This is a genomic window from Marivita sp. S2033, from assembly GCF_046592965.1.
GTDB lineage: Bacteria > Pseudomonadota > Alphaproteobacteria > Rhodobacterales > Rhodobacteraceae > Marivita.
This window is the reverse complement of record NZ_JBISBV010000003.1, coordinates 206918-226374: the sequence shown is the minus strand read 5'-3', so window position 1 is coordinate 226374 and position 19457 is coordinate 206918. Positions and strand designations below refer to the sequence as shown.

The 19457-nt window shown below is 61.0% G+C and carries 23 protein-coding genes and 1 pseudogene; 5 read left to right on the top strand and 19 right to left on the bottom strand.

Going from position 1 to position 19457, the window contains the following annotated elements; all coding sequences use genetic code 11:
- Positions 1 to 33: 33 nt before the first annotated feature.
- From ACGKZZ_RS07855 to ACGKZZ_RS07800, 12 genes are all read right to left on the bottom strand, one after another.
- Positions 34 to 651, bottom strand: coding sequence for a TetR/AcrR family transcriptional regulator (locus tag ACGKZZ_RS07855; RefSeq protein ID WP_411222964.1), 618 nt, complete (start codon positions 649 to 651; stop codon positions 34 to 36).
- A complete protein-coding gene (gene ppk2 / locus ACGKZZ_RS07850) occupies positions 644 to 1513 on the bottom strand; it encodes a polyphosphate kinase 2 (protein ID WP_411222963.1) in 870 nt (289 codons plus the stop codon). The genes ACGKZZ_RS07855 and ppk2 overlap by 8 nt, the downstream gene beginning before the upstream one ends.
- A 55-nt stretch (positions 1514 to 1568) precedes the next feature.
- Positions 1569 to 2522 (bottom strand): alpha/beta fold hydrolase, encoded by a 954-nt coding sequence (locus tag ACGKZZ_RS07845; protein WP_411222961.1) that lies wholly within the window; start codon positions 2520 to 2522, stop codon positions 1569 to 1571.
- A 9-nt stretch (positions 2523 to 2531) separates the two neighbouring features.
- A complete protein-coding gene (gene metA / locus ACGKZZ_RS07840; RefSeq protein ID WP_411222960.1) occupies positions 2532 to 3476 on the bottom strand; it encodes a homoserine O-succinyltransferase in 945 nt (314 codons plus the stop codon).
- A gap of 4 nt (positions 3477 to 3480) precedes the next feature.
- Positions 3481 to 4347 (bottom strand): ATPase, encoded by an 867-nt coding sequence (locus ACGKZZ_RS07835; RefSeq protein WP_411222959.1) that lies wholly within the window; start codon positions 4345 to 4347, stop codon positions 3481 to 3483.
- Positions 4348 to 4406: 59 nt separating this feature from the next.
- Positions 4407 to 5318, bottom strand: coding sequence for a DMT family transporter (locus tag ACGKZZ_RS07830; RefSeq protein ID WP_411222958.1), 912 nt, complete (start codon positions 5316 to 5318; stop codon positions 4407 to 4409).
- 125 nt (positions 5319 to 5443) lie between these two features.
- Positions 5444 to 6727, bottom strand: coding sequence for an OmpP1/FadL family transporter (locus tag ACGKZZ_RS07825; RefSeq protein WP_411222956.1), 1284 nt, complete (start codon positions 6725 to 6727; stop codon positions 5444 to 5446).
- Positions 6728 to 6849: 122 nt separating this feature from the next.
- Positions 6850 to 7713 carry a DMT family transporter gene (locus ACGKZZ_RS07820; protein ID WP_411222955.1) on the bottom strand — a complete coding sequence of 288 codons (864 nt, stop codon included), beginning with the start codon at positions 7711 to 7713 and terminating at the stop codon, positions 6850 to 6852.
- Positions 7714 to 7751: 38 nt separating this feature from the next.
- Positions 7752 to 8357: a COG3650 family protein gene (locus ACGKZZ_RS07815; protein WP_411222954.1), complete on the bottom strand. Its 606-nt coding sequence runs from the start codon at positions 8355 to 8357 to the stop codon at positions 7752 to 7754.
- On the bottom strand, positions 8357 to 9928 hold the full coding sequence (guaA, locus tag ACGKZZ_RS07810) for a glutamine-hydrolyzing GMP synthase (protein WP_411222953.1): 1572 nt from the start codon (positions 9926 to 9928) through the stop codon (positions 8357 to 8359). The genes ACGKZZ_RS07815 and guaA overlap by 1 nt, the downstream gene beginning before the upstream one ends.
- Positions 9929 to 9979: 51 nt before the next feature.
- On the bottom strand, positions 9980 to 10156 hold the full coding sequence (locus ACGKZZ_RS07805; RefSeq protein ID WP_411222952.1) for a hypothetical protein: 177 nt from the start codon (positions 10154 to 10156) through the stop codon (positions 9980 to 9982).
- A 65-nt stretch (positions 10157 to 10221) separates the two neighbouring features.
- The gene (locus ACGKZZ_RS07800; RefSeq protein WP_411222951.1) at positions 10222 to 10929 is read right to left on the bottom strand and encodes a DUF2270 domain-containing protein; all 708 of its coding nucleotides are present in this window, start codon (positions 10927 to 10929) and stop codon (positions 10222 to 10224) included.
- A gap of 75 nt (positions 10930 to 11004) precedes the next feature.
- Between ACGKZZ_RS07800 and ACGKZZ_RS07795 the strand changes: the two genes are divergently transcribed.
- On the top strand, positions 11005 to 11130 hold the full coding sequence (locus ACGKZZ_RS07795; RefSeq protein WP_411222949.1) for a hypothetical protein: 126 nt from the start codon (positions 11005 to 11007) through the stop codon (positions 11128 to 11130).
- Positions 11131 to 11141: 11 nt separating this feature from the next.
- A complete protein-coding gene (locus ACGKZZ_RS07790) occupies positions 11142 to 12680 on the top strand; it encodes a trimethylamine methyltransferase family protein (protein WP_411223154.1) in 1539 nt (512 codons plus the stop codon).
- Here the strand turns inward: ACGKZZ_RS07790 and ACGKZZ_RS07785 are convergent.
- Positions 12673 to 12939, bottom strand: a complete 267-nt coding sequence (locus tag ACGKZZ_RS07785; protein WP_411222948.1) for a DUF6477 family protein — start codon at positions 12937 to 12939, stop codon at positions 12673 to 12675. The genes ACGKZZ_RS07790 and ACGKZZ_RS07785 overlap by 8 nt on opposite strands.
- A 293-nt stretch (positions 12940 to 13232) precedes the next feature.
- Between ACGKZZ_RS07785 and ACGKZZ_RS07780 the strand changes: the two genes are divergently transcribed.
- Together ACGKZZ_RS07780 and lipA are read left to right on the top strand one after the other, a co-directional pair.
- Positions 13233 to 14267 (top strand): DUF6456 domain-containing protein, encoded by a 1035-nt coding sequence (locus ACGKZZ_RS07780; protein ID WP_411222947.1) that lies wholly within the window; start codon positions 13233 to 13235, stop codon positions 14265 to 14267.
- A 145-nt stretch (positions 14268 to 14412) separates the two neighbouring features.
- Entirely contained in the window at positions 14413 to 15363 is a 951-nt protein-coding gene (gene lipA / locus ACGKZZ_RS07775; RefSeq protein ID WP_411222946.1) for a lipoyl synthase, read from the top strand.
- Positions 15364 to 15392: 29 nt separating this feature from the next.
- Here lipA and ACGKZZ_RS07770 read toward each other — a convergent pair whose 3' ends face one another.
- From ACGKZZ_RS07770 to hpt, 3 genes are all read right to left on the bottom strand, one after another.
- The gene (locus ACGKZZ_RS07770) at positions 15393 to 16280 is read right to left on the bottom strand and encodes a c-type cytochrome (RefSeq protein ID WP_411222945.1); all 888 of its coding nucleotides are present in this window, start codon (positions 16278 to 16280) and stop codon (positions 15393 to 15395) included.
- A 6-nt stretch (positions 16281 to 16286) separates the two neighbouring features.
- A complete protein-coding gene (locus ACGKZZ_RS07765) occupies positions 16287 to 16751 on the bottom strand; it encodes a c-type cytochrome (protein ID WP_411222944.1) in 465 nt (154 codons plus the stop codon).
- 126 nt (positions 16752 to 16877) lie between these two features.
- The gene (gene hpt, locus ACGKZZ_RS07760; RefSeq protein WP_411222943.1) at positions 16878 to 17420 is read right to left on the bottom strand and encodes a hypoxanthine phosphoribosyltransferase; all 543 of its coding nucleotides are present in this window, start codon (positions 17418 to 17420) and stop codon (positions 16878 to 16880) included.
- 83 nt (positions 17421 to 17503) lie between these two features.
- Between hpt and ACGKZZ_RS07755 the strand changes: the two genes are divergently transcribed.
- Complete coding sequence (locus tag ACGKZZ_RS07755) at positions 17504 to 17962, top strand: type II toxin-antitoxin system RatA family toxin (RefSeq protein ID WP_411222942.1); 459 nt, start codon at positions 17504 to 17506, stop codon at positions 17960 to 17962.
- Between the two features lie 5 nt (positions 17963 to 17967).
- Here ACGKZZ_RS07755 and ACGKZZ_RS07750 read toward each other — a convergent pair whose 3' ends face one another.
- The 3 genes and pseudogenes from ACGKZZ_RS07750 to ispF form a co-directional block, all read right to left on the bottom strand.
- On the bottom strand, positions 17968 to 18447 hold the full coding sequence (locus ACGKZZ_RS07750; protein ID WP_411222941.1) for a CinA family protein: 480 nt from the start codon (positions 18445 to 18447) through the stop codon (positions 17968 to 17970).
- Positions 18444 to 18929 (bottom strand): phosphatidylglycerophosphatase A, encoded by a 486-nt coding sequence (locus ACGKZZ_RS07745; RefSeq protein WP_411223153.1) that lies wholly within the window; start codon positions 18927 to 18929, stop codon positions 18444 to 18446. The genes ACGKZZ_RS07750 and ACGKZZ_RS07745 overlap by 4 nt, the downstream gene beginning before the upstream one ends.
- Positions 18929 to 19408, bottom strand: a pseudogene (gene ispF / locus ACGKZZ_RS07740) (2-C-methyl-D-erythritol 2,4-cyclodiphosphate synthase); the annotation flags it as partial. The gene ACGKZZ_RS07745 and the pseudogene ispF, both read right to left, overlap by 1 nt.
- Positions 19409 to 19457 lie beyond the last annotated feature (49 nt).

Sequence of the window (19457 nt, the reverse complement as noted above, 5' to 3'; positions counted from 1 at the left end):
AGGGATGTAGGCGCTCGCGCGGGCTTTGTCACCCTACTGATCGGGCGCGATCAAACCCAATCCGCGCAGGTAGACGCCGATGCCGGTTTCCAGAAGGTCTTCTGGCGGGAATGGCGTGGCTGTTCCCGGGGAGTTGCGGGCGAACAACTCCACGACGCCGTGGCTCATCGCCCAAATATGGGCCGAGAACATCGACGCGGGCGGGCGTTTGTCTTTCGGAATGTGCTGGGACAGATCGGCGGCGGCCTTTTCCAGCACGTCGCGCGCACGGGTGGACACAACCGCCAGTTCCGGCGTGCGATTGACCGAGATACCGCTTTCGAACATCGCGATGTAATGGCCGGGATATTTGCGTGCAAAGGCCAGATAGGCACGGCCCGTGGCCTCGAATGCCGCCAGCGCCGAGGGTTGGCCGCTGTCATAGGCGTATTGCATCACGTCGGCAAAGATCTCGTAACCCTGACGCGCGGCTTCGGCAATCAGGTCTTCGCGGCCCTCGAAATGGCGGTAAACGGCCGCCGGGGTAACGCCTGCCTTCTTGGCCGCTTCCGACAGCGTGAAACCCGTGGGCCCCTTTTCGGTGATCAGCTCGAGCGCCGCGTCGATCAATGCCTGTCGCAGATTTCCGTGATGATAGCCGCGTTTAGTCATCCCAGATGTCCGGTCCGCCGCAAATGGAGTCGTCAATGGTGCCAACAGCCTTCGGAGCCTTCCGGCTATAGTCGAGCTGGGTCAACACGCTGCGAATGGCATTGATGCGCGCGCGCCGCTTGTCATCCGAGCGGATGACGGTCCAGGGCGCGTGGCTGGTGTGCGTGCGCTCGAAGGTTTCCTCAATCGCCGCGCTATAGGCATCCCAGCGCTTCAGCCCTTCAACGTCGATCCAGCTCAGTTTCCACTGCTTGAGCGGGTCGCGTTCCCGCGCCAGAAAGCGGCGCAACTGTTCGGCCCGACCGACATTGAGCCAGATCTTGAACAGGCGAATGCCGTCATCGACCAGCATCTTTTCCACTTCCGGCACCTGTTTGAAAAACAACTGACGCTCAGCTGGCGTGCAGAACCCGAACACATGCTCGACCACCGCGCGGTTGTACCAACTGCGGTCAAAGAAGGTGATTTCGCCGGCGGCGGGCAGGTGGTCGATATAGCGCTGGAAGTACCATTGGGACTTTTCGGTTTCCGAGGGCTTGGGCAGGGCAACAACATTTGCACCCCGAGGATTAAGGTTCTCGCGAAAGCGCTTGATTGTGCCGCCTTTTCCGGCCGCGTCGCGGCCCTCGAACACGATGGCGACGCGTAAGCCGGTGTCGCGCGCCCACGCCTTCATCTTGACCAGTTCGATCTGCAACGCGTCGAGATCCTTTTGGTACGCCTTGCGCGGCATCCGCTCCGAATAGGGATGATCGGGGTTGATGATGTCGACTTTTTCCGCCCGCTTGATCGCGTTGACAATCTCGTCTGGGGCGTCGTTTTCGAAAAAGGCGCTGATTGCGCCATCAAAGGGAAGGTCCATTCACGGCCCTTTCTGCGAGCGGCATGTTTCCAATGAATATGGGATGTTACCGTGGTTAACGCAAACCCGCGCGTCGTGCCGCACGGTCGATGGCGTCGATCACTTGCGGTTCGGCAACATGATGCGGCATGTGCCCGACCCCTTCAAGGACCGTGAGGTTTGCGCCCTTGATCTGTCTGGAGAGCGGAATCGAGTGGATCGACAGCCCGACCGTGGTGTCTGCATCGCCGTGGACGATCTCGGTCGGAACGTCGATCTTGCCGTATTGCGTATAAAGGTCGGTGATTTCACCCAGCAGATTGGCACGCTGCATGGCGTTGGCCCGCATCGACTCGCGGCGCAGCGTCAGGGGCGCGCCGATGTGGTCATCGTAACCTGCGGGCGGCTCTTGCGGAGCAAACACGCCGTCGATGGCCTCTTGCACGATCGCGTTGGGGGTCAAAGCCGTGATGGCCGGAACGACCGTCGCCGCGCCGAGGTCGCTTGACGTGACTTTGTAAAACAGGCTCAGATCGCTGTCCCACGGGTTCGATGCAGCGGCAAGGAGCACCAGTGCCGAGAGTTCGTTGCGCCGCTCCACGGCCCACGCGAGCGCCACCGCGCCGCCATAGGAATGGCCCAGAACCACGGGCTTTGACAGACCAAGCCGATCCGCTGCATCCGCCAGAAGATTGGCCTGTTGGATGATCGTGGTGCCGTCGGGATTGATCCGGTCGGTATAGCCCAGACCGGGGCGGTCGAAGGCGGTCACGCGGTAGTGGCCGGCCAGTTTGTCGACCAGCGAAAAGGTGAAATCGCGCAGATTGCCGCTGGCACCGTGAATGAGCACGATGTCCGGGCCTTGCCCCTTGGTCACATAATGCACCTGGATGCCGTTGACATCCAGAAACCGGCCCTCGGGGGGAAAGCGTTCCTCGGCCCGGTCCTCGCGGTAGCTTGCGGTGCAGGCGGTCGTCACGGCCAATACGGCCGCGCACCCCAACAGGATTCCCCAACGTCGTAACCCCAATTCCGCCTCCTATTTGTTGCGCAAGTCCGTGCTGGACGCGCCGATCATCTCGATGTCGAACGGAGTCGTGAGGTAGATCTCGGACACCCAATTTCCATAGAGCAGATGCGCATGGCCGCGCCACCGGTTTTGCGGCGGTCGGCTGGGATCGTTGTCGGGGTAGTAATTCGCCGGCACGTTGATCGGTGTGCCGCTGGCAACGTCGCGGTCATATTCGTCCTTGAGCGTGCCGCTGTCGTATTCGAAATGGTTGAACACATAAAGCGCGCGGTGCGCCGGATCCTCGACCAGACACGGGCCGGTTTCCTTGCTGTCGATCAGGATGGGAAGGCCCGCCGCGATGATGTCGTCGCGGCGCAATTCGGTCCAGCGGCTGACCGGGATCACCATGTCGTCGGAAAATCCGCGCAGGTAGCGCGACGCCGGGGCCAGGTTCTGGTGGCGGATGCAGCCAAACGCCTTTTGCGGCAGGTCAATCTTGGGAATGCCGTGGAAATGGTTGATCATCGCCATGCCGCCCCAGCACACGCCGAATGTGGAATGAACGTGGGTCTGGGTCCAGTTCATCACCTGGACGAGCTCGTCCCAGTAAGTCACCTTATCGAAAGGCAAATGCTCGATCGGAGCGCCGGTGATGATCAGGCCGTCGAACTTTTCGTCACTGTCGGCCACCTCGCTGAACGGGCGGTAAAAGCTCTCCATGTGTTCGGCGGCGGTGTTGCGGGTCTGGTGTTCGGACATGCGGATCAGGCTGAATTCGATCTGCAAGGGCGTGGCACCGATCAGGCGGGCAAACTGGTTCTCGGTCTGGATCTTTTTCGGCATCAGGTTGAGCAGCGCGATGCGCAACGGCCGGATGTCCTGTTGGCTGGCCAGCTCGTCGGGGATCACCATCACACCTTCGCGCTTGAGCACGTCATAGGCGGGCAGGTTGTTGGGCAGTTTGATGGGCATGGTGCTACCGGTTCTTCTGATCGAGCGCGTCGGCTATCAGCGCGTCGAATGTCTGGGGTGTGGGCGCATCGGCCAAGGCACTTGCGTCGATGCTGACGCCCCATTTCGCGGCCATGTCCGCATAGCGCGGCTGTCGGTGGGCCAAGGCCTGAGCATAGGTCCAGCGGATAAAGGTGTCAGGATCAACATCATGCTCTTGCACGCTGTTTTCGCATAGGTATTTCGCCCAAGCCGCCTGTAGGAATTCGGGCTGATAGGCCATTGGCTTGGGGGCTTTGTCAAACCTGCGGATGAGTTCCTGGGTATGGGCCTCGTCGCCCCTGATCCAGACCAGCAGTGCATGTTTCGACAACTCGGTGAGGATGGGATCCTCGGGATCGCCGGGATCGACCCATTCGCAAATCGAGCCGCCGGTATCGCACACGAAATGGGGATAACCGTAAAGATCCATCGCGCGGTCGATGAAATACCCGGTATCAAGCAATGCGGCCATCTCGGCGCGCCGGAATTGATCCTGCCGCTTGCGATACTCGTCGATCGGAACACCGCCCTTGTCCGGATCTCCCGGTTTGCCAAGATAGGCCGCCACCGGAGCCAGATTGTCGAATGTCAGGTTCGAGCCGATGTAAATGGAATCCGACATCAGAAGATCGCGCAGGAACGGCACCTTCATCGCCTCGCGCTTGGCGTTGTCGGCGATGTATTCGCCCATGTAGCGGGTGCCGATGCGGTAATCTATCGAGTAGTGAAACCAGTGTCCGGTATCGCGCAGCATCGTGGACAGGTGGGTCTTGCCCAAACCCGACATCGCGAACAGCACCACACGCTTGTGTGGCGCATCGTGCCAATCCTGTGCCGACGTATAGATCATTCCGCTGCCCTGTGCCCGTATTGCGTGCCGTCTGGAAGTAGCGGCGCGGCGCGGGGGCGTCAAACGGTTGTCGCCGCGCGCCGCCACAAACGCCCGTCAATGATGCTGAGCCCAAGGGCCAGCAGGGCAAAGCCAAGGTATTCACCGGGATGTAGCGTCTCATGGCGCACCACCGCTCCGAGGGTTATCGCAACCGGTGGGATAATCAGCGTCACCAGCAGAAGGTTGCCGCTGCCCGCCATCGCGAGCACGCGATAATAGAGCAAATAGGCAACTGCGGTCGCAATGATCGCGTAATACCCGATGGCCGCCCAGATCGCGGCTCCCAGTGCGAAAGAGGGCAGCCCTTCGACAGTCATGGCAAGCGGCACCATGACCAGCGATGACCCTGTCAGCATGCCCGCAGCCGCCACGAGGGGAGAGATACCGCCCAGCATCTTGCGCGCCCATGCGCTGGCGAATGCGTAAGACAGCGTTCCCGCGACAATCGCCAGTTGCGCCAGCGACGTGGTGTCAAACTGGGCCAATGCGTCCAGTCCAATGGCCATGCAGACGCCGGAAAAGCCTATTCCGACTCCCAAAGCCTTGCGTGGGCTCAACCGTTCATCAGCAAAGACGAGGGCGGCAACCACGATGCCGAAGATCGCCGTCGCGGCGTTGAATATCGAGGTGAGGCCGCTCGGGATATAGAGCTGTCCCCAGGCCATCAGGCTGAAGGGAATGACGTTGTTGAGAACGCCCATCACCAAAAAGGCGCCCCAGATCCTCAAGCTGCGTGGGATCGCTTCTTTACGCACAATTACCACGACCCACAGCACCAGCATCGCCCAGAATGTACGATGCAGCACCGACGTCAGTGGGCCGATTTCGTCAAGCGCGGTCCGGATGGCAAGGAACGATCCGCCCCAGATCAGGCCAAGCAGCGAAAGTTCGATCCACGCGCGGGTGGAGAGGGATGTTTGCTGTGTCATGGCAAAGCCTTAGCGCGCAAGGGCGACAGCGCGCGACCCGAAACATGTGCAAAGCACGAAAAAGCCCCGTCGGATGATCCGACGGGGCCAATTCGCCCAAGCGGTGGGCACTTGGGGAACGCGGTTCAGAAGCTCGTGGTCAGTGACAGGCCGACGCCGATGGCGTCATTGCCTTGGAACTTGACGCCAGAGGCATCCTCGGCAGCGCCGACCCACGCGTACTCGATCCCGCCACGGAAGGTCATGTTGTTCACCTTGTACTGGCCGCCGACACCCAGGCTGATGATCCCGTCGCGCGGGCTGAGCCGGGACTGGACGTCGTCAAGGTCGGGCTCGTAGGTGATCTGTGCAAACCCCGATGCTTCATCGGTGAATTGCCGCCCGACACCAAGCTTGTAGGTCCACACGTCGCTTGGGAAATCGGTGATGATGCCTCCGGTCGCGCTGCGATATTCGGGTGTGCCCACGGCCCACTCGGCCCATTCGGACCATTTGATCTGGCCAAAGACCAACGTGCCGGCCGCGACACCGCTCTGGAAATCGAGCGCAACAGTCTGCGGCAAGGTCACGTCGTTGTCGCCGCCATCCGTGTCGATGCCCAGACCCGGGATGCTTTCGGATGCGTCAAACGTGTGGGTGATCTCGGACTCCCAGGTCAGCGCCACGCGCAGCGCGATGTCGGGGATCTCGTAAGCCACACCCAACACGCCGCCCCAGTCGCCTTCGTAATCGGCAGAGGCGTTGAACTCCATGCTGGTGGTCGTGTTCTGCGCAGCGGCTCCCAATGTCTGGGCGCGCGCACCAGCCTGTTGGGCTTGCGCGCCCAAAGCCTGCGCTGCGGCCAGATCGCCGGCCGCACCGGCCGCTGCCGCCTGTTCACCAAGCGCCTGCGCCTCTGCACCCAGACGTTGAGCGTTGCGCCCGACCGCGCTGCGCACCAAGGGATCGGGGATCGTGATGTCGGCCTTGCTGCGCACGTAGCGGGCACCGCCGAAGACCGAAACGCGATCATTCAGACGATAGCGGGCGAGGGCGGCAACCTGCTGGCTGTCCCACTCGGCTGTGAGGCCGGAATAGATTCCCTTGGAGTACTCCGCGTCAGCGCCATACGGCGTGTTCACATAGAGACCAAAAGCCAGCTTTTCGTTGACGTCGTTCTTATAGCCCAAGCCGAATGTCTGGTAGTTATTCAGCATGTTGCCGGTTTTGCTCTCACCGCCGCCAGCCGCTGTCAGGGCGGGCGTGTATTCGCCCGACACGTCAGGCGACACAGCCGAGAAGGTGAGTTGGAGCTGGTTGCCGCTTTCGAAAAGCAGACCGTAATTGTTGCTCATGCGGTCGATGCCACCGGCCTGCGCAGCACCCGCTGCACAGACAAGTGCAACCGCGCTTGTCATCATTCGTTTCATTGGACCCTCATCCCTTGGAATAAACTTGATTTCCTCTACCGAGACGGTAGCGACGCGGCTGTCTCAGGGTCAATTTTGACCATACGTCAGGCGGTAAGTATTATCATAACGTCACATTCTTGTTACGCTCGGGCGCTGCGGCGAATGTTGTAGTAATTCGCGGCGAAAATCAGCCCCGCGCCAAGCAGGACATACGGGTCCAGCGGTTCGGCGTAGAGCAGCACCCCGACAATGGCGATCACCGGCAAGCGGATGAAATCAATCGGCATCACAATTGACGCCGGTGCCAGAGACAGAGCGGTGGTCAGACAGTAATGCGCCACCAGTCCAGCGACCGCGATCACCACGACGAACGGCAGATTGCCCGCTGTCGGCAGCGCAATGTCGCCGTCAAACCCGGCGCAGATCAAGCCCAGTGCGGCCTGCATGGTGGTGAGATAGAACAGAATGCAGGTGATCGTCTCGGTCCGCGTCAGCTTTCGCGTCAGAACCGCCGATCCGGCAAAGCCGATGGCCGCCAGCGCCGCCGCGACAAGGCCGATCTCGATCGTTTCTGTGCCCGGTCGGGTGACGATGAGGATGCCGACGAAACCCAGCGCTCCGGCAATGGCCTGTGACCGGGTCAAGCGCTCGTTCAGGATCACCGGCGCCATGACCATCACCCAAAGCGGTGAGGTGAATTCAAGCGCGAACACCTGCGCCAGCGGGATGGTGGCAATGGCATAAAACCACAGGTTCTGGCCGGTGAAGTGGCAGACATTGCGCACCAGATGCGCCATCGGCTTGCGCGTTCGGATTTGCGGCAGCGTTCCGGCCATGCCTGCCACAGCGATGACCAGCACAACACCAATCGCGCTGCGGTAGAGCATGATCTCGAACGTATCGAGATCAAGGCTGACCGCGCGGCCCGACACCGCCATCGCGGTGAACGCGACGATGGCTCCGACCATCCAGAGGCAGGCGCGGAAGATGGGTGAAAGCGACATGACCGCGCTCGCTGATCGTGCAAACGGGTCTTTCAGCCTCACTGCGGCGTGATCGCGCAGCAGCCGGACAGGAACCGTGCGTCAGTGCTACGCGACCAGTCCAGAACCGCCGTCCAGCCATAGCTCCGGTCGCTCATCCCGTCGGAACAGGTCTCGCCCAGAACGGTCACACGGGCGCGCGTGTCCTTGCCGTGCAGCGTGACGCGCGCGGGGCTTCCCAGCCGTCCGGCGGCGACGGTCACGTCGCTGATTTGCAAGGCGACATCTTCGGCCCCCGGTTCGGTGAAGCGGGCATTCGAGGTGGAGAGAGAGATCGACCAGAACGGCTCTGTCCCATTGCAGACCAGACCGTCGGGCAGGGATGAGCTTTCCAGCGTATCCGGTTGATCCGGTGACAGAAACCGGGCCGAGACCCAACCATCCCGTTCGCCCCAGGCGATCCTTGCCCAATCGCCGCTGCCATCGAATCCAAGGACTTCCAGCCGGTGCGTGTCTGGCCCAAGATCGCCCAAATCCACCGCATTGGCAGACGGGCCGCCTCGGACATTCAACGCGTCGTCGTCGGCCACGCCGGTTACGCGGTGATATGTCGGCTCGGCCATCGCCAGCGTCGGCAGAACCAGAGCAAGCAATGCGTTTCGCATCACTCCCATTCGATCGTTCCCGGCGGTTTTGACGTGATGTCATAGGTCACGCGGTTTATGCCCTTGACCTCGTTGATGATCCGCGTTGCAGTTTCGCCAAGGAAATCATGGCTGAACGGGTAGTAATCGGCCGTCATCCCGTCCACGGACGTCACGGCGCGCAGGGCACAGGCGAAATCATAGGTGCGTCCGTCGCCCATGACGCCGACCGTGCGTACGGGGAGGATGGCCACGAAGGCCTGCCAGATCTCGTCATAAAGCCCGTGCTTGCGGATCTGGTCGATATAAACGGCGTCGGCCTTGCGCAGAATATCGAGTTTCTCGCGCGTTATCTCTCCGGGGCAGCGGATCGCCAAACCCGGCCCCGGGAATGGGTGACGGGCAATGAAGCTGTCGGGCAGGCCAAGTTCCCGGCCCAGTGCGCGCACTTCATCCTTGAACAGTTCGCGCAGCGGTTCGACCAGTTTCAGACCCATCTTTTCGGGCAATCCGCCGACGTTGTGATGGCTCTTGATGGTGACGGACGGGCCGCCGCTGAAAGAGACGGATTCGATCACATCGGGGTAGAGCGTGCCTTGTGCCAGAAACTCCGCGCCGTCGATCTCGTTAGCGTATTTCTGAAACACGTCGATAAACAGGCGGCCAATGATCTTTCTCTTTGTTTCTGGGTCACTTACACCGTCAAGCTCACCCAGAAACAGCTCTTGTTCCTGCGCATGGATCACTTGCAAATTCATGTGGTCGCGGAACATCGCCACAACCTCGTCGGCCTCGTTGAGCCGCAGCAGGCCGTGATCGACGAAAACGCAGGTCAGCTGGTCGCCGATCGCCTCATGCAGCAGGGCGGCGGCAACCGAGCTGTCAACGCCGCCGGACAGGGCGCAGATGACCTTTTTGTCACCCACCTGATCCCTGATCTTGCGGATCGCCTCGTCGCGATAGGCATCCATCGTCCAATCGCCTTTGAACCCGGCGAGTTGAACGAAATTCTGGTACAGCGTCTTGCCGTTTGGCGTGTGATGCACCTCGGGGTGAAACTGAACCGCATAGAAGTGGCGTGACCGGTCCGCTGTGATCGCGAATGGTGCGCCGGGAGAGGTGCCCAGAACCTCGAAACCCGGTGCGATTTCAGACACATGATCGCCGTGGCTCATCCAGACCTGTTCGCGGCCCGTGCCGTCCATGAACCAACCCGACAACATATCGTCGCGCTTGTCCGATGGCTTGACCCAGGCGCGGCCAAACTCTGCCGTGGCATGCTCTCCGGCTTCGACGGTGCCGCCCAGATCATGCATCATCACTTGCTGGCCATAGCAGATCCCGAGGATCGGCACCCCAAGTTCGTAGGATTTTTGCGGCGGTCGTGGCGAGCCGTCGCGCATCACACTGTCCGGGCCACCCGAGAAAATGATGGCTTTGGGCGCGAAATCGGCCAGAAACGCATCCGTCACGTTCTGGTAGGGATGGATTTCGCAATAGACATTCAATTCCCGCAAGCGGCGCGCAATCAGCTGCGTCACCTGGCTGCCGAAATCAATGATAAGAAGGCGGTCATGTTGGTCGGTGTTCATGGCTCCTGATAGGCAGAGCCTGTCAGAATGGCAATATCGCCGATTGCGGTCTCAGTAGCGATCCATCTTCAGATGAACGACCAATGCGCCGCCGATCCAGATCAGAAAGCACAGCACGATGGATGCACCGAACGGAATGACAGTTCCCGAAAAGCCCAGAAGCGCCACCGCGATGCCCGCGAGCAGGACGGCAACCATCATAGCGGTCTTTTTGGTGGCATAGCGCATAGAACGTTTTCCCGGCCTTCGAACGTGTCGGTTGGAAACGGTCGAACTGCACAGACGGTTCCCGCTCAGCCCATCGAATCCGAACGTTCCTTTCCCCGCACCGCGCTGCGTCGCGCGTCATAGCGCTTTGACCAGAGTGCCACGCTGGCGCATGACGCCACATAAACAAACCCGACGAAAAACAGAACCTCGCCCGGAACCGGCCCGACATCTGCACGATCAATGGCCTGCCGCCAGCTTTGGATCGGCGTCGGATGTACCGCCAGCTTGCCCGCGAATGCCAATGACTGAATGAGCAGAATCCAAAGATAGTTGCTGCGAATCCGTCGCCCCAGGGCCACCAGATACCCAACGTGATAGCGCGGATGCAGATAATCCGCAGCCAGGGTTTTCTGCCAGTTATCCTCCAGATGCAGATCGCCTTCATCCAGCATCGGCGCATAGAAATGCGTCTCCATCCATCGACACCGCGCGCGCCAGACGTTGAAGTAGCGATAGCGCCGCGCCTCCAGCATCATGAACAGCAGGATCAGCACACCGACGAGAACCAGCGGCAACGGTGACGCGTTGGGGGACGAAAACGAGATCGACAGAGCAACGCCCAGCGTAACCACCGACCAGTTGGTCGTCGTATCAAGCCGGGTGCGCCAGATGGTGCTGCGATAGACTTCACCGCGATAGAGATGCGCGACGGCTCCAATCTCGGCAGCGGTCAGCTCGTTCCGTCTTGATTCGGACGTATCCGCCCCGTGCTTGGAAGTAACTGATGCCATGACGCCGCCCATTTTTCCCTATCGCATGTTGCACGAGGCGTGACGCAAGGTCAAAGGCGCGATGATGCTGTGGTCATGTTTGCGTGGCATGTCGTTTTCGCCACGCAAATGGCGCAAACCAGCAGCGGCGCTGCACGGGCATTGGATATGCCAGAGATCAACACCCGCTTTTCCAAGGTCGCGCGGCGACACATCGCATGAAGGAACAGTTTATGGCCGAAGCAGCGACCCGCAGACGCGGCGGTGGTGGCGCATCGCGCCGGGCAGAACGCTCTGCCGTCAGTTTCGAGACCGCGCGCTATATCCAGCGCAATATTCCGAATTTCGAAATCCTGAACGACGAGGCGCTGGAGATTATCGAGGCCAATGCCGAAACGGTCCTGGCAGAGATCGGCGTCAATATCGTCAACAACCCTACAGCACTGGATCTGTGGCGGGAGGCCGGAGCGGATGTGAACGGCGAGCGCGTGCGCATCCCGCGCGGCCTGGCGCGCAAGCTGTGTGAAACCGCGCCGCAAACCTTTACGCAACACGCCCGCAACCCAGCGCGCACTGTCGAGATTGGCGGGCGGAACCTCGTTCTGGCGCCGGTCTACGGCCCGCCGTTCGTGCATGACGCCGAAGCGGGTCGCCGCTATGCGACGATGGCCGATTTCGAGAAATTCGTGAAGCTGGGCTACATGTCGAAATGGCTGCACCATTCGGGCGGTACGGTGTGCGAGCCGACCGACATTCCGGTCAACAAGCGCCATCTGGACATGCTGATGGCCCACATGACGCTAAGCGATAAGCCCTTCATGGGCTCTGTCACCGAACCCAGCCGCGCAGAGGACAGCGTGGAGATGTGCGAAATCCTGTTCGGCAAGGAGTTCGTGCAGGACAACACGGTGATGACCTCGCTCGTCAACATCAACTCGCCGATGACCTTTGATGACGTGATGATGGGCGCGCTCGAGGTCTATGCCAAGAACAACCAGGCCTGCATCATCAGCCCGTTCATCGTCGGCGGCGCAATGGCGCCGGTGTCGGTTGCAGGGACGCTCACACAGGTGCTGGCCGAAGTGACGGCGGGCATCGCCTACAGCCAGTTGATCCGCCCCGGCGCGCCGGTGATCTTCGGCGCGTTCGTCACCTCCATCGACATGAATTCCGGTGCGCCCACCTTCGGGACACCCGAGGCCAGCCAGATCACCTACGGGGCAGGGCAGCTGGCCCGCCGCCTGGGGCTGCCGTACCGGTCGGCGGGTGCCTTTACCGGCTCCAAATTGCCCGACGCACAGGCCGCTTACGAGACCGCCAACAGTCTGAACATGGGGTTGTTGTCGGGTGTGAACTTCATGCTGCACGCATGTGGCTGGCTCGAAGGCGGGCTGGTGTCGTCATTCGAGAAATTCGTCATGGACGCCGACCAGCTTGGTGCGCTGCACAAACTGGCCGAAGGCATTCCAGTGGATTCCGACGCGCAGGCGATGGACGCGATTGCCGAAGTGGGGCCGGGGGGTCACTACCTTGGCTGCGCGCACACGCAGGCGAATTTCAAATCCGCGTTCTGGCGCTCGGAGGTGTTCGACTACAAACCCTACGAGACTTGGTCCGAAGAGGGGGCGCGCGACACGATGGCGCTGGCGACGGAACGGGTGCGCCGGCAGCTTGAGACCTACCAGCAACCTGCTCTCGATCCGGCGATCCAGGACGCACTCACCGAATATGTGACCAAGAAAAAAGCCTCGATGCCCGACGCCTTCATGTAGCCCTCGCTCGCTCGATCATTCCATCTGCCTGAGCGCGCAACAGTTGCGATTCGCCCATGATCGCGCTCAGAACCTCGACGTGATTGGCGACGCTGTAGGATGCGTCGCCGGTTTCGCGGCAGCCGTTCATATCGGCCTCGATCGCCATCAGACTGATCAGTGCCGGTCCGGTGCGCGGCACCATCCCGTAGCCCAGCAAGCGCGGCAGACGCGCGTCGCGACGATACCCCTGGCTCGCGATCCGGGCGGCGCGGATCAACAGGCGTGGTCGGCTAAGATGAGAGATTTGCGTCAGTAGGTCTTGCATGTCTGTCCCCAAAAAATGCGGCGGATGTGCCGTGTCTGTGAACACTCCTATGGCACAACCCAAACGTGTGTTGCGCGAGGGGCCGACTTGCGAACGGTCCCGTTTCCGATTGTTTACATTTTGGAAACAGAAATTCTCCCAGCGAATAAAGTTAACAAATCAGAAATAAATGCAATCTTAGGTTGCATGCCGTCTGTGGATAATCCTGGGGATTATTCCTGTCAGATTTCAAATGGGGGAATACGATGATCAAACAACCACACATGCCGAACGCAGTCGAAACGCTGATGCCCGATGCCGCGCGGCGCTATCTCGCGCACACTGCGGACGGGCGTCCCATCCGCGAGATTGCGCGCGAGGCGGGGTGCCACGCCTCCACCATCTTGCGGCAGGTCCGCAAGCTGGAATCGCTGCGCGACGACCCGTTGGTTGACCAGGCACTGATCGGCATGGAAACTGCGTCGCGCGAGGGAACGCGCGACCAGACCGAACTCGACGCCGCAACCGACGCGCTGCGGGCGCTTTGCGAGCCCGGCGCGCTGATGCTCTACAACGCCGACCTGCCGCAACCTGCGATCGTCAAGACCAGCGGTGAAGGCGACACCCGCGTCCTGCGCACCGTCGATCTGGATCTCGCCGGTTCACTGGTCATGCGCGGCTGGTTGGCACAGGACGGCGGCACTGCCGTCAAACGCTACCGCGTCACCCTCGATGGACGTGCCGTTTTGCCCGGCCTGATTGCCGCGCGTGACCGACGTGCCCAGCGACCCTCCGACGACGGGCCAACCCTGTTCAGCGATGCCGCGCCTGACCGGAGATCGCGCAACCGCGCCGTGTCGACCGGACCGGGGTTTGAAAGCCCGCTGACCATCCTTGCGCGCCGACGTGGGCCGGATGGGCAACCCTTTCTGCCCGCCGATTATGTGGCCGCCGGTGACAGATTGTTCGAGGATCATGCCATCGCGGGCTTTGGCCCGGACGATCTTCTGGGCTGGGTCGCGCCGGACGCGCTGCATCGCCATTACGCCCGCGCGAAACTGCTGAGCGACGATCCGCGCCGCGCCGCGATCTTGCGCACGCTCGATGCGGTGCGGGATCTGGGGCCGGGGCTGAGTGACGTGGTATTGCGCTGCTGTTGTCTGCGCCAAGGGCTGGAGACGGCCGAGAAACACCTTGGCTGGTCGGCGCGGTCCGGCAAGGTCGTCTTGCGGATTGCATTGCAGCGGCTCAGCTACTTCTACGCCCGAACAAGCCCGAAAGACGGCGTTTTGATCGGCTGAAATCCGGCGGGGTGCACACGCGTGGCGGGAGGGGTGCGACAGGAGCAGGCTTTGCAGATCGCAGGTCGGCTATGCAAAACTGGTACTACCTTCTGCCACCGTATATGCTAAGGCAAACCGAACCTGAATGTGCGGGGAAAAACCTTTGCGTGACCTCAAGATACCGGAACAGCGCCACCCGGAAAAGGCCCATCGGCCAGACAATGCGCAACCGAAAAAGCCAAGCTGGATTCGCGTAAAAGCGCCAGGCGGCGAAGGGTACAACGAAACCAGGCGCATCATGCGCGATAATAATCTTGTCACCGTCTGCGAAGAGGCGGGCTGCCCCAATGCCGGCGAATGCTGGAGCCAGGGCCATGCCACCATGATGATCATGGGCGACATCTGCACCCGTGGTTGTACCTTCTGCAACATCGCCACCGGTCGCCCCGACACGCTTGACGCGTTCGAGCCGGGCCGGGTGGCGGACGCCGTGCACAAGCTGGGGCTGAAGCACGTCGTCATCACCTCGGTCGACCGCGATGATCTTGACGATGGCGGGGCCGAGCATTTCGCCCAGACCATCCGCGCCATCCGGCACCGCTCGCCCGACACGACGATTGAAATCCTGACGCCGGACTTTCTCAAATGCGGACCGGATGCTTTGGAAACCGTGGTTGCGGCGCACCCGGACGTGTTCAATCACAACCTAGAAACGGTGCCGGGCCTTTACCCATCGGTCCGCCCCGGCGCGCGCTACTTCCACAGCTTGCGACTGCTGCAACGGGTGAAAGAGATCGACCCGTCGATCTTTACCAAATCCGGAATCATGGTCGGTCTTGGCGAAGACCGCCAATCGGTCGGGCAGGTGATGGACGACATGCGCGCCGCGGATGTGGATTTCCTCACCATCGGCCAGTACCTGCAACCCACCCCCAAGCACCACTCGGTTGATCGGTTTGTCACTCCCGAAGAATTTTCGGGTTATGAAAAGGCCGCTTACGGCAAGGGCTTCCTGATGGTGTCAGCCACACCGCTGACGCGCTCGTCCTATCACGCAGGTGACGATTTTGCCCGTTTGAAAGCCAACCGCGAAGCCAAGCTGGCAAAAGCCTGATCTCGCCAGAGCCGTGACCGGCTCTGGATTTACTCCGACGCGAGCGCCTTGATATATGCCGCCACCGCCAGTCGGTCGCTGGCGGGAAGCTGCGCGAAATTATCGACCACCGCCGTCATATGGCCGCCGACGCTGTCGAATTCCGGCGTGAATCCGGTTTCGAGGTAATACGCGATATCCGTCGCCGACCAGTCGAAATCGGCAGGCGCGAGCGACGGGATGCGTCCCTTGCCGGTTGGGTTGGGCGCACCGCTCAACCATGCCGCCGTGTCCAGCCCACCCAGCGCCGTGCGGGGCGTGTGACATTCGCCGCAATGCCCCAGCGCCTCGACCAGATAGCGTCCGCGCTCGAGTTCTGGTGTCGCGGCATCGGCCATCACCCAGTCGTCGTTGAAATACAGAAATTTCCACCCGCCGAGGGCGCGGCGGATGTTGAACGGAAAGCCCACATCATGCGCCGCGCTTGGCGTCGCATCGGCGGGAAGCGTCTGAAAATACGCCCAGAGATCCGTCACATCCTGATCGGTCATCCTGACATAAGAGGCGTATGGAAAGGCCGGATAGTAATGCGCGCCATCGGGCGACACACCGCGCTGCACTGCGGATGCAAACTGCGCCAGCGTCCAATCTCCGATGCCGGCCTCCTCGTGCGGCGAGATGTTCGGCGCGATGAACGTGCCGAAATCCGACGGAAATGCCTGTCCGCCAGCCAGAACCAGCTTGTCCTCGCCCTCTGCCTCGGGCGCGGAATGACAGGACGCACAGCCTGCGGCGATAAACACCTGTTCGCCACGCGCCGCATCGCCTTGCACGCCGTCAAACACGGCGGCGTCAACCGGAACGGCCCGTGTGACGAACAGCCCGGCGGCGGCAACCGCCGCCAGACCCGCCACGCCATATAATGCAATACGGCGCATCTCGTTTTAGTTTTCGGGTGCGCGGTGCGTATCGTGGCACGCCTTGCACGCACCCCCGACCTTGCCGATCATCGGTGCCAATGCCTCGCGCCCGGTGCCGGCCGCGCCCTGCATCTCGACGACCGCGGGATGCAGATCGCTCCACTTGCTCAGGAAGTCATCGTTCTTTTCCCACACCGACGGCTGCGCGCGGGTGCCATCGATGCTCATGTTGTCCGAGCCTTCCGGCCACATCGGCGCTTGCTGGATGTTGGAGACGGCCACCAGAGTGTCAGCGGCGGCCTGAGCGGCCTCAGCGTTGTACTCAACCTCGCCCTTGGCCATCGCGCCGAGAATACCGAGATTGATCGCCATGATGTTGAATTGTCCCTGACGCGCTTTCAATTGCTGGTCAAATTCGCCTTCGGCCATCGTCATGGAGGCTGTCATTAAGGTTGCGGCCGCGACTGTTGCCGTCACAATGGTTTTCATCTCGGTAATCCCCTGTTTTGGTGAGCATTCCCGTCACGATAACGTGTCAACTTGTAAACAAAAGAAAAATTTCCGTGAAGGCGTTGGGCAGCGAACACATGCCGTTGGCACAAGAAGCCGCTTGGCTCACTCCTCGGGAAACCGGACCTTTCCGATGAAGGGCAGGTTGCGATTGCGCTGTGCATAGTCGATGCCATAGCCCACCACGAATTCGTCCGGGATCGAAAACCCGATCCAGTCGGCGGCCACATCGGTTTCGCGGCGCGACGGCTTGTCCAGCAGTGCGATGGTGCGCAGGCGCCCCGGATTGCGCGACGCAAGCAGGCCGACCACATGTTTCAGCGTGTGGCCGGTGTCGACGATATCCTCGACCACCAGCACGTCGCGCCCTTCGATGCGGCCCCGCAGGTCTTTCAGAATCCGCACCTCGCGGCTTGATTCCATGCCGTCGCCATAAGACGACGCCTCAAGGAAATCGACCTCGACCGGCAGATCAAGTTCACGCACCAGATCGGCAATGAACACGAAACTGCCTCGCAACAACCCGACCACCACCAGCTTGTCCGTATCGCGAAACTCTTTCTCGATTGCCATCGACAATTCTTCGATCCGGGCTGCGATGGCTTTTGCTGTGATCATCTCGTCGATGACATATGGACGCTCGGACATAGGTTTCCCTTGATTTTTCGCGCGCACAATACGACATCCTCCGCCACTGTCACGATAAATTCAAAACAAACACACCAGAGCAGATGCCAACACATTCAGAAACCAAGACGCTGCCCTACACCGCGCGACAGATGTATGATCTGGTCGCGGATGTGGCGCATTATCCCGAATTCCTGCCTTGGACCGCCGCGGCGCGCATCCGCTCTCGCGAGGACAGGGGCGATCACGAGGAAATGCTGGCCGATCTGGTGATCAGCTTCAAGGTGTTTCGCGAGCGCTTTGGCAGTCGCGTGGTCTTGTGGCCCGAACAGATGAAAATCGACACCGAATACCTTGATGGCCCGTTCAAGCACATGCATTCGAACTGGGCCTTCCGCGATGTGGACGAGGGGGTCGAGGTGACGTTTTACGTCGATTTCGAATTCAAGAACCGCCTGTTGCAGGGGGCGGCGGGCATGTTTTTTTACGAAGCCATGCAACGCATCGTGCGCGCCTTTGAACGGCGCGCGGCAGAGCTCTATTCGAAAAAGGGTGTGGCCTGAGCCTGTCAGAGCCGTTTGAGCGCATCCAGAACCAGCGTCAGCGCATGATCGCGCGCCGCTTCGCGCACCTGCGCACGGCCCAAAGCACCGAACTCGACAGTTTCGGATGTCGTGCCGTTATCGGTGGAAACTGCAAAACACACGCGCCCCTCGGGTTTGTGCTCTGATCCACCGGGCCCGGCGATGCCGCTGACCGAAACAGCAATCGACGCGCCCGCCGCCCGTCGCGCCCCCCGCGCCATCTGCTCTGCAACCTCTGGCGATACGGCACCATAGACGTCGAGCGTGCCGGGATCGACGCCCAGCATGTCGACCTTGGCCTGATTGGAGTAGGTCACGAACCCGCGTTCGAAAATCGTTGACGATCCGGCAACATCGGTGATCGCCGCCGCAATCATGCCACCGGTGCAGCTTTCTGCCGTGGTGACGCTCACACCCGCAGCGGTTGCCAGACGCAGGATCGCTTCGGCGCGCGTTTTGCTCACATCAGCACCAGATGCGCAAACGCCGCCAGACCGATCACACCCAGGGCCGCGAAACCTCCTGCGATCACATCATCCAGCATGACACCCAACGCATCGTTGCGGCGATCCGCCCAGCCCACGAGCCACGGCTTTGAGATGTCAAACAGGCGAAAGAGCACAAACGCGGCAATCCATCCGGGCCACAGCCGGTCAACCGAGACCTGCATCATCATCGCGCCGTAACCCACTGGAAACAAAGAAATCCATTGACCCACCACCTCGTCGATCACGATGTAGGACGGATCATGGTCGGGTTGGTCGCGCGTCACGTCCCGTGTGGCTGCCACGCCAAGAAAGAAGGCCGCGACCGTGCACAAGGCCAAGAGCCAGAAGCCGCCCAAGACGAGAAGCCCATACGCCAGAGGGAGGGCCGCCAGCGAGCCCCAGGTTCCCGGAGCGGGCCGCAGCAGTCCGACGCCGAAGACCGTCGCGATCATCCGCATCATGGCGACACCAATGCGGCGGTTGCAATTGATGCAATACCTTCACCGCGCCCTGTAAAGCCTAGTTTTTCCGATGTTGTTGCCTTGACCGAAATATTCTCGACCGGGATAGCCATGATCGTGGAAAGTGCCTTGCGCATCGCGTCCGAATGCGGGCCGATCTTGGGGAATTCGCAGACCAGCGTGCAATCGACATTCGATATCTCATACCCGGCCTCGCGCACCAGAGCGACGGCATGTTTCAGGAAAATCTCGCTTGCCGCACCCTTCCATTGAGGATCGGAGGGCGGGAAATGGCGGCCGATGTCACCGGCGGCCATCGCGCCGTAAAGTGCATCGGTGATCGCATGCATCCCGACATCGGCATCGGAATGGCCCATAAGCGCCTGATCGTGTGGCACTTTCACCCCGCACAATACAACGTGATCGCCGGTCCCAAACCGGTGAACGTCATACCCATTGCCCAAGCGTACCTTCATGCAAACCCCTTTCGCGCCACTCGGGCTTGTCTAGGCGCTGGCCATAAAC

Excerpts from the sequence above, each read along its gene's own strand:
- ACGKZZ_RS07820 (WP_411222955.1), bottom strand. The coding sequence starts at position 7,713 with ATGTCGCTTTCACCCATCTTCCGCGCCTGCCTCTGGATGGTCGGAGCC.
- ACGKZZ_RS07805 (WP_411222952.1), bottom strand. The coding sequence starts at position 10,156 with ATGCGCTATGCCACCAAAAAGACCGCTATGATGGTTGCCGTCCTGCTC.
- ACGKZZ_RS07855 (WP_411222964.1), bottom strand. The coding sequence starts at position 651 with ATGACTAAACGCGGCTATCATCACGGAAATCTGCGACAGGCATTGATC.
- ACGKZZ_RS07755 (WP_411222942.1), top strand. The coding sequence starts at position 17,504 with ATGCCAACACATTCAGAAACCAAGACGCTGCCCTACACCGCGCGACAG.
- hpt (WP_411222943.1), bottom strand. The coding sequence starts at position 17,420 with ATGTCCGAGCGTCCATATGTCATCGACGAGATGATCACAGCAAAAGCC.
- ppk2 (WP_411222963.1), bottom strand. The coding sequence starts at position 1,513 with ATGGACCTTCCCTTTGATGGCGCAATCAGCGCCTTTTTCGAAAACGAC.
- ACGKZZ_RS07770 (WP_411222945.1), bottom strand. The coding sequence starts at position 16,280 with ATGCGCCGTATTGCATTATATGGCGTGGCGGGTCTGGCGGCGGTTGCC.
- ACGKZZ_RS07835 (WP_411222959.1), bottom strand. The coding sequence starts at position 4,347 with ATGATCTATACGTCGGCACAGGATTGGCACGATGCGCCACACAAGCGT.
- ACGKZZ_RS07825 (WP_411222956.1), bottom strand. The coding sequence starts at position 6,727 with ATGAAACGAATGATGACAAGCGCGGTTGCACTTGTCTGTGCAGCGGGT.
- ACGKZZ_RS07765 (WP_411222944.1), bottom strand. The coding sequence starts at position 16,751 with ATGAAAACCATTGTGACGGCAACAGTCGCGGCCGCAACCTTAATGACA.
- ACGKZZ_RS07745 (WP_411223153.1), bottom strand. The coding sequence starts at position 18,929 with ATGCGGATGATCGCGACGGTCTTCGGCGTCGGACTGCTGCGGCCCGCT.
- guaA (WP_411222953.1), bottom strand. The coding sequence starts at position 9,928 with ATGAACACCGACCAACATGACCGCCTTCTTATCATTGATTTCGGCAGC.
- ACGKZZ_RS07815 (WP_411222954.1), bottom strand. The coding sequence starts at position 8,357 with ATGCGAAACGCATTGCTTGCTCTGGTTCTGCCGACGCTGGCGATGGCC.
- ACGKZZ_RS07795 (WP_411222949.1), top strand. The coding sequence starts at position 11,005 with ATGTTTGCGTGGCATGTCGTTTTCGCCACGCAAATGGCGCAAACCAGC.
- ACGKZZ_RS07800 (WP_411222951.1), bottom strand. The coding sequence starts at position 10,929 with ATGGCATCAGTTACTTCCAAGCACGGGGCGGATACGTCCGAATCAAGA.
- ACGKZZ_RS07790 (WP_411223154.1), top strand. The coding sequence starts at position 11,142 with ATGGCCGAAGCAGCGACCCGCAGACGCGGCGGTGGTGGCGCATCGCGC.
- ACGKZZ_RS07830 (WP_411222958.1), bottom strand. The coding sequence starts at position 5,318 with ATGACACAGCAAACATCCCTCTCCACCCGCGCGTGGATCGAACTTTCG.
- metA (WP_411222960.1), bottom strand. The coding sequence starts at position 3,476 with ATGCCCATCAAACTGCCCAACAACCTGCCCGCCTATGACGTGCTCAAG.
- ACGKZZ_RS07780 (WP_411222947.1), top strand. The coding sequence starts at position 13,233 with ATGATCAAACAACCACACATGCCGAACGCAGTCGAAACGCTGATGCCC.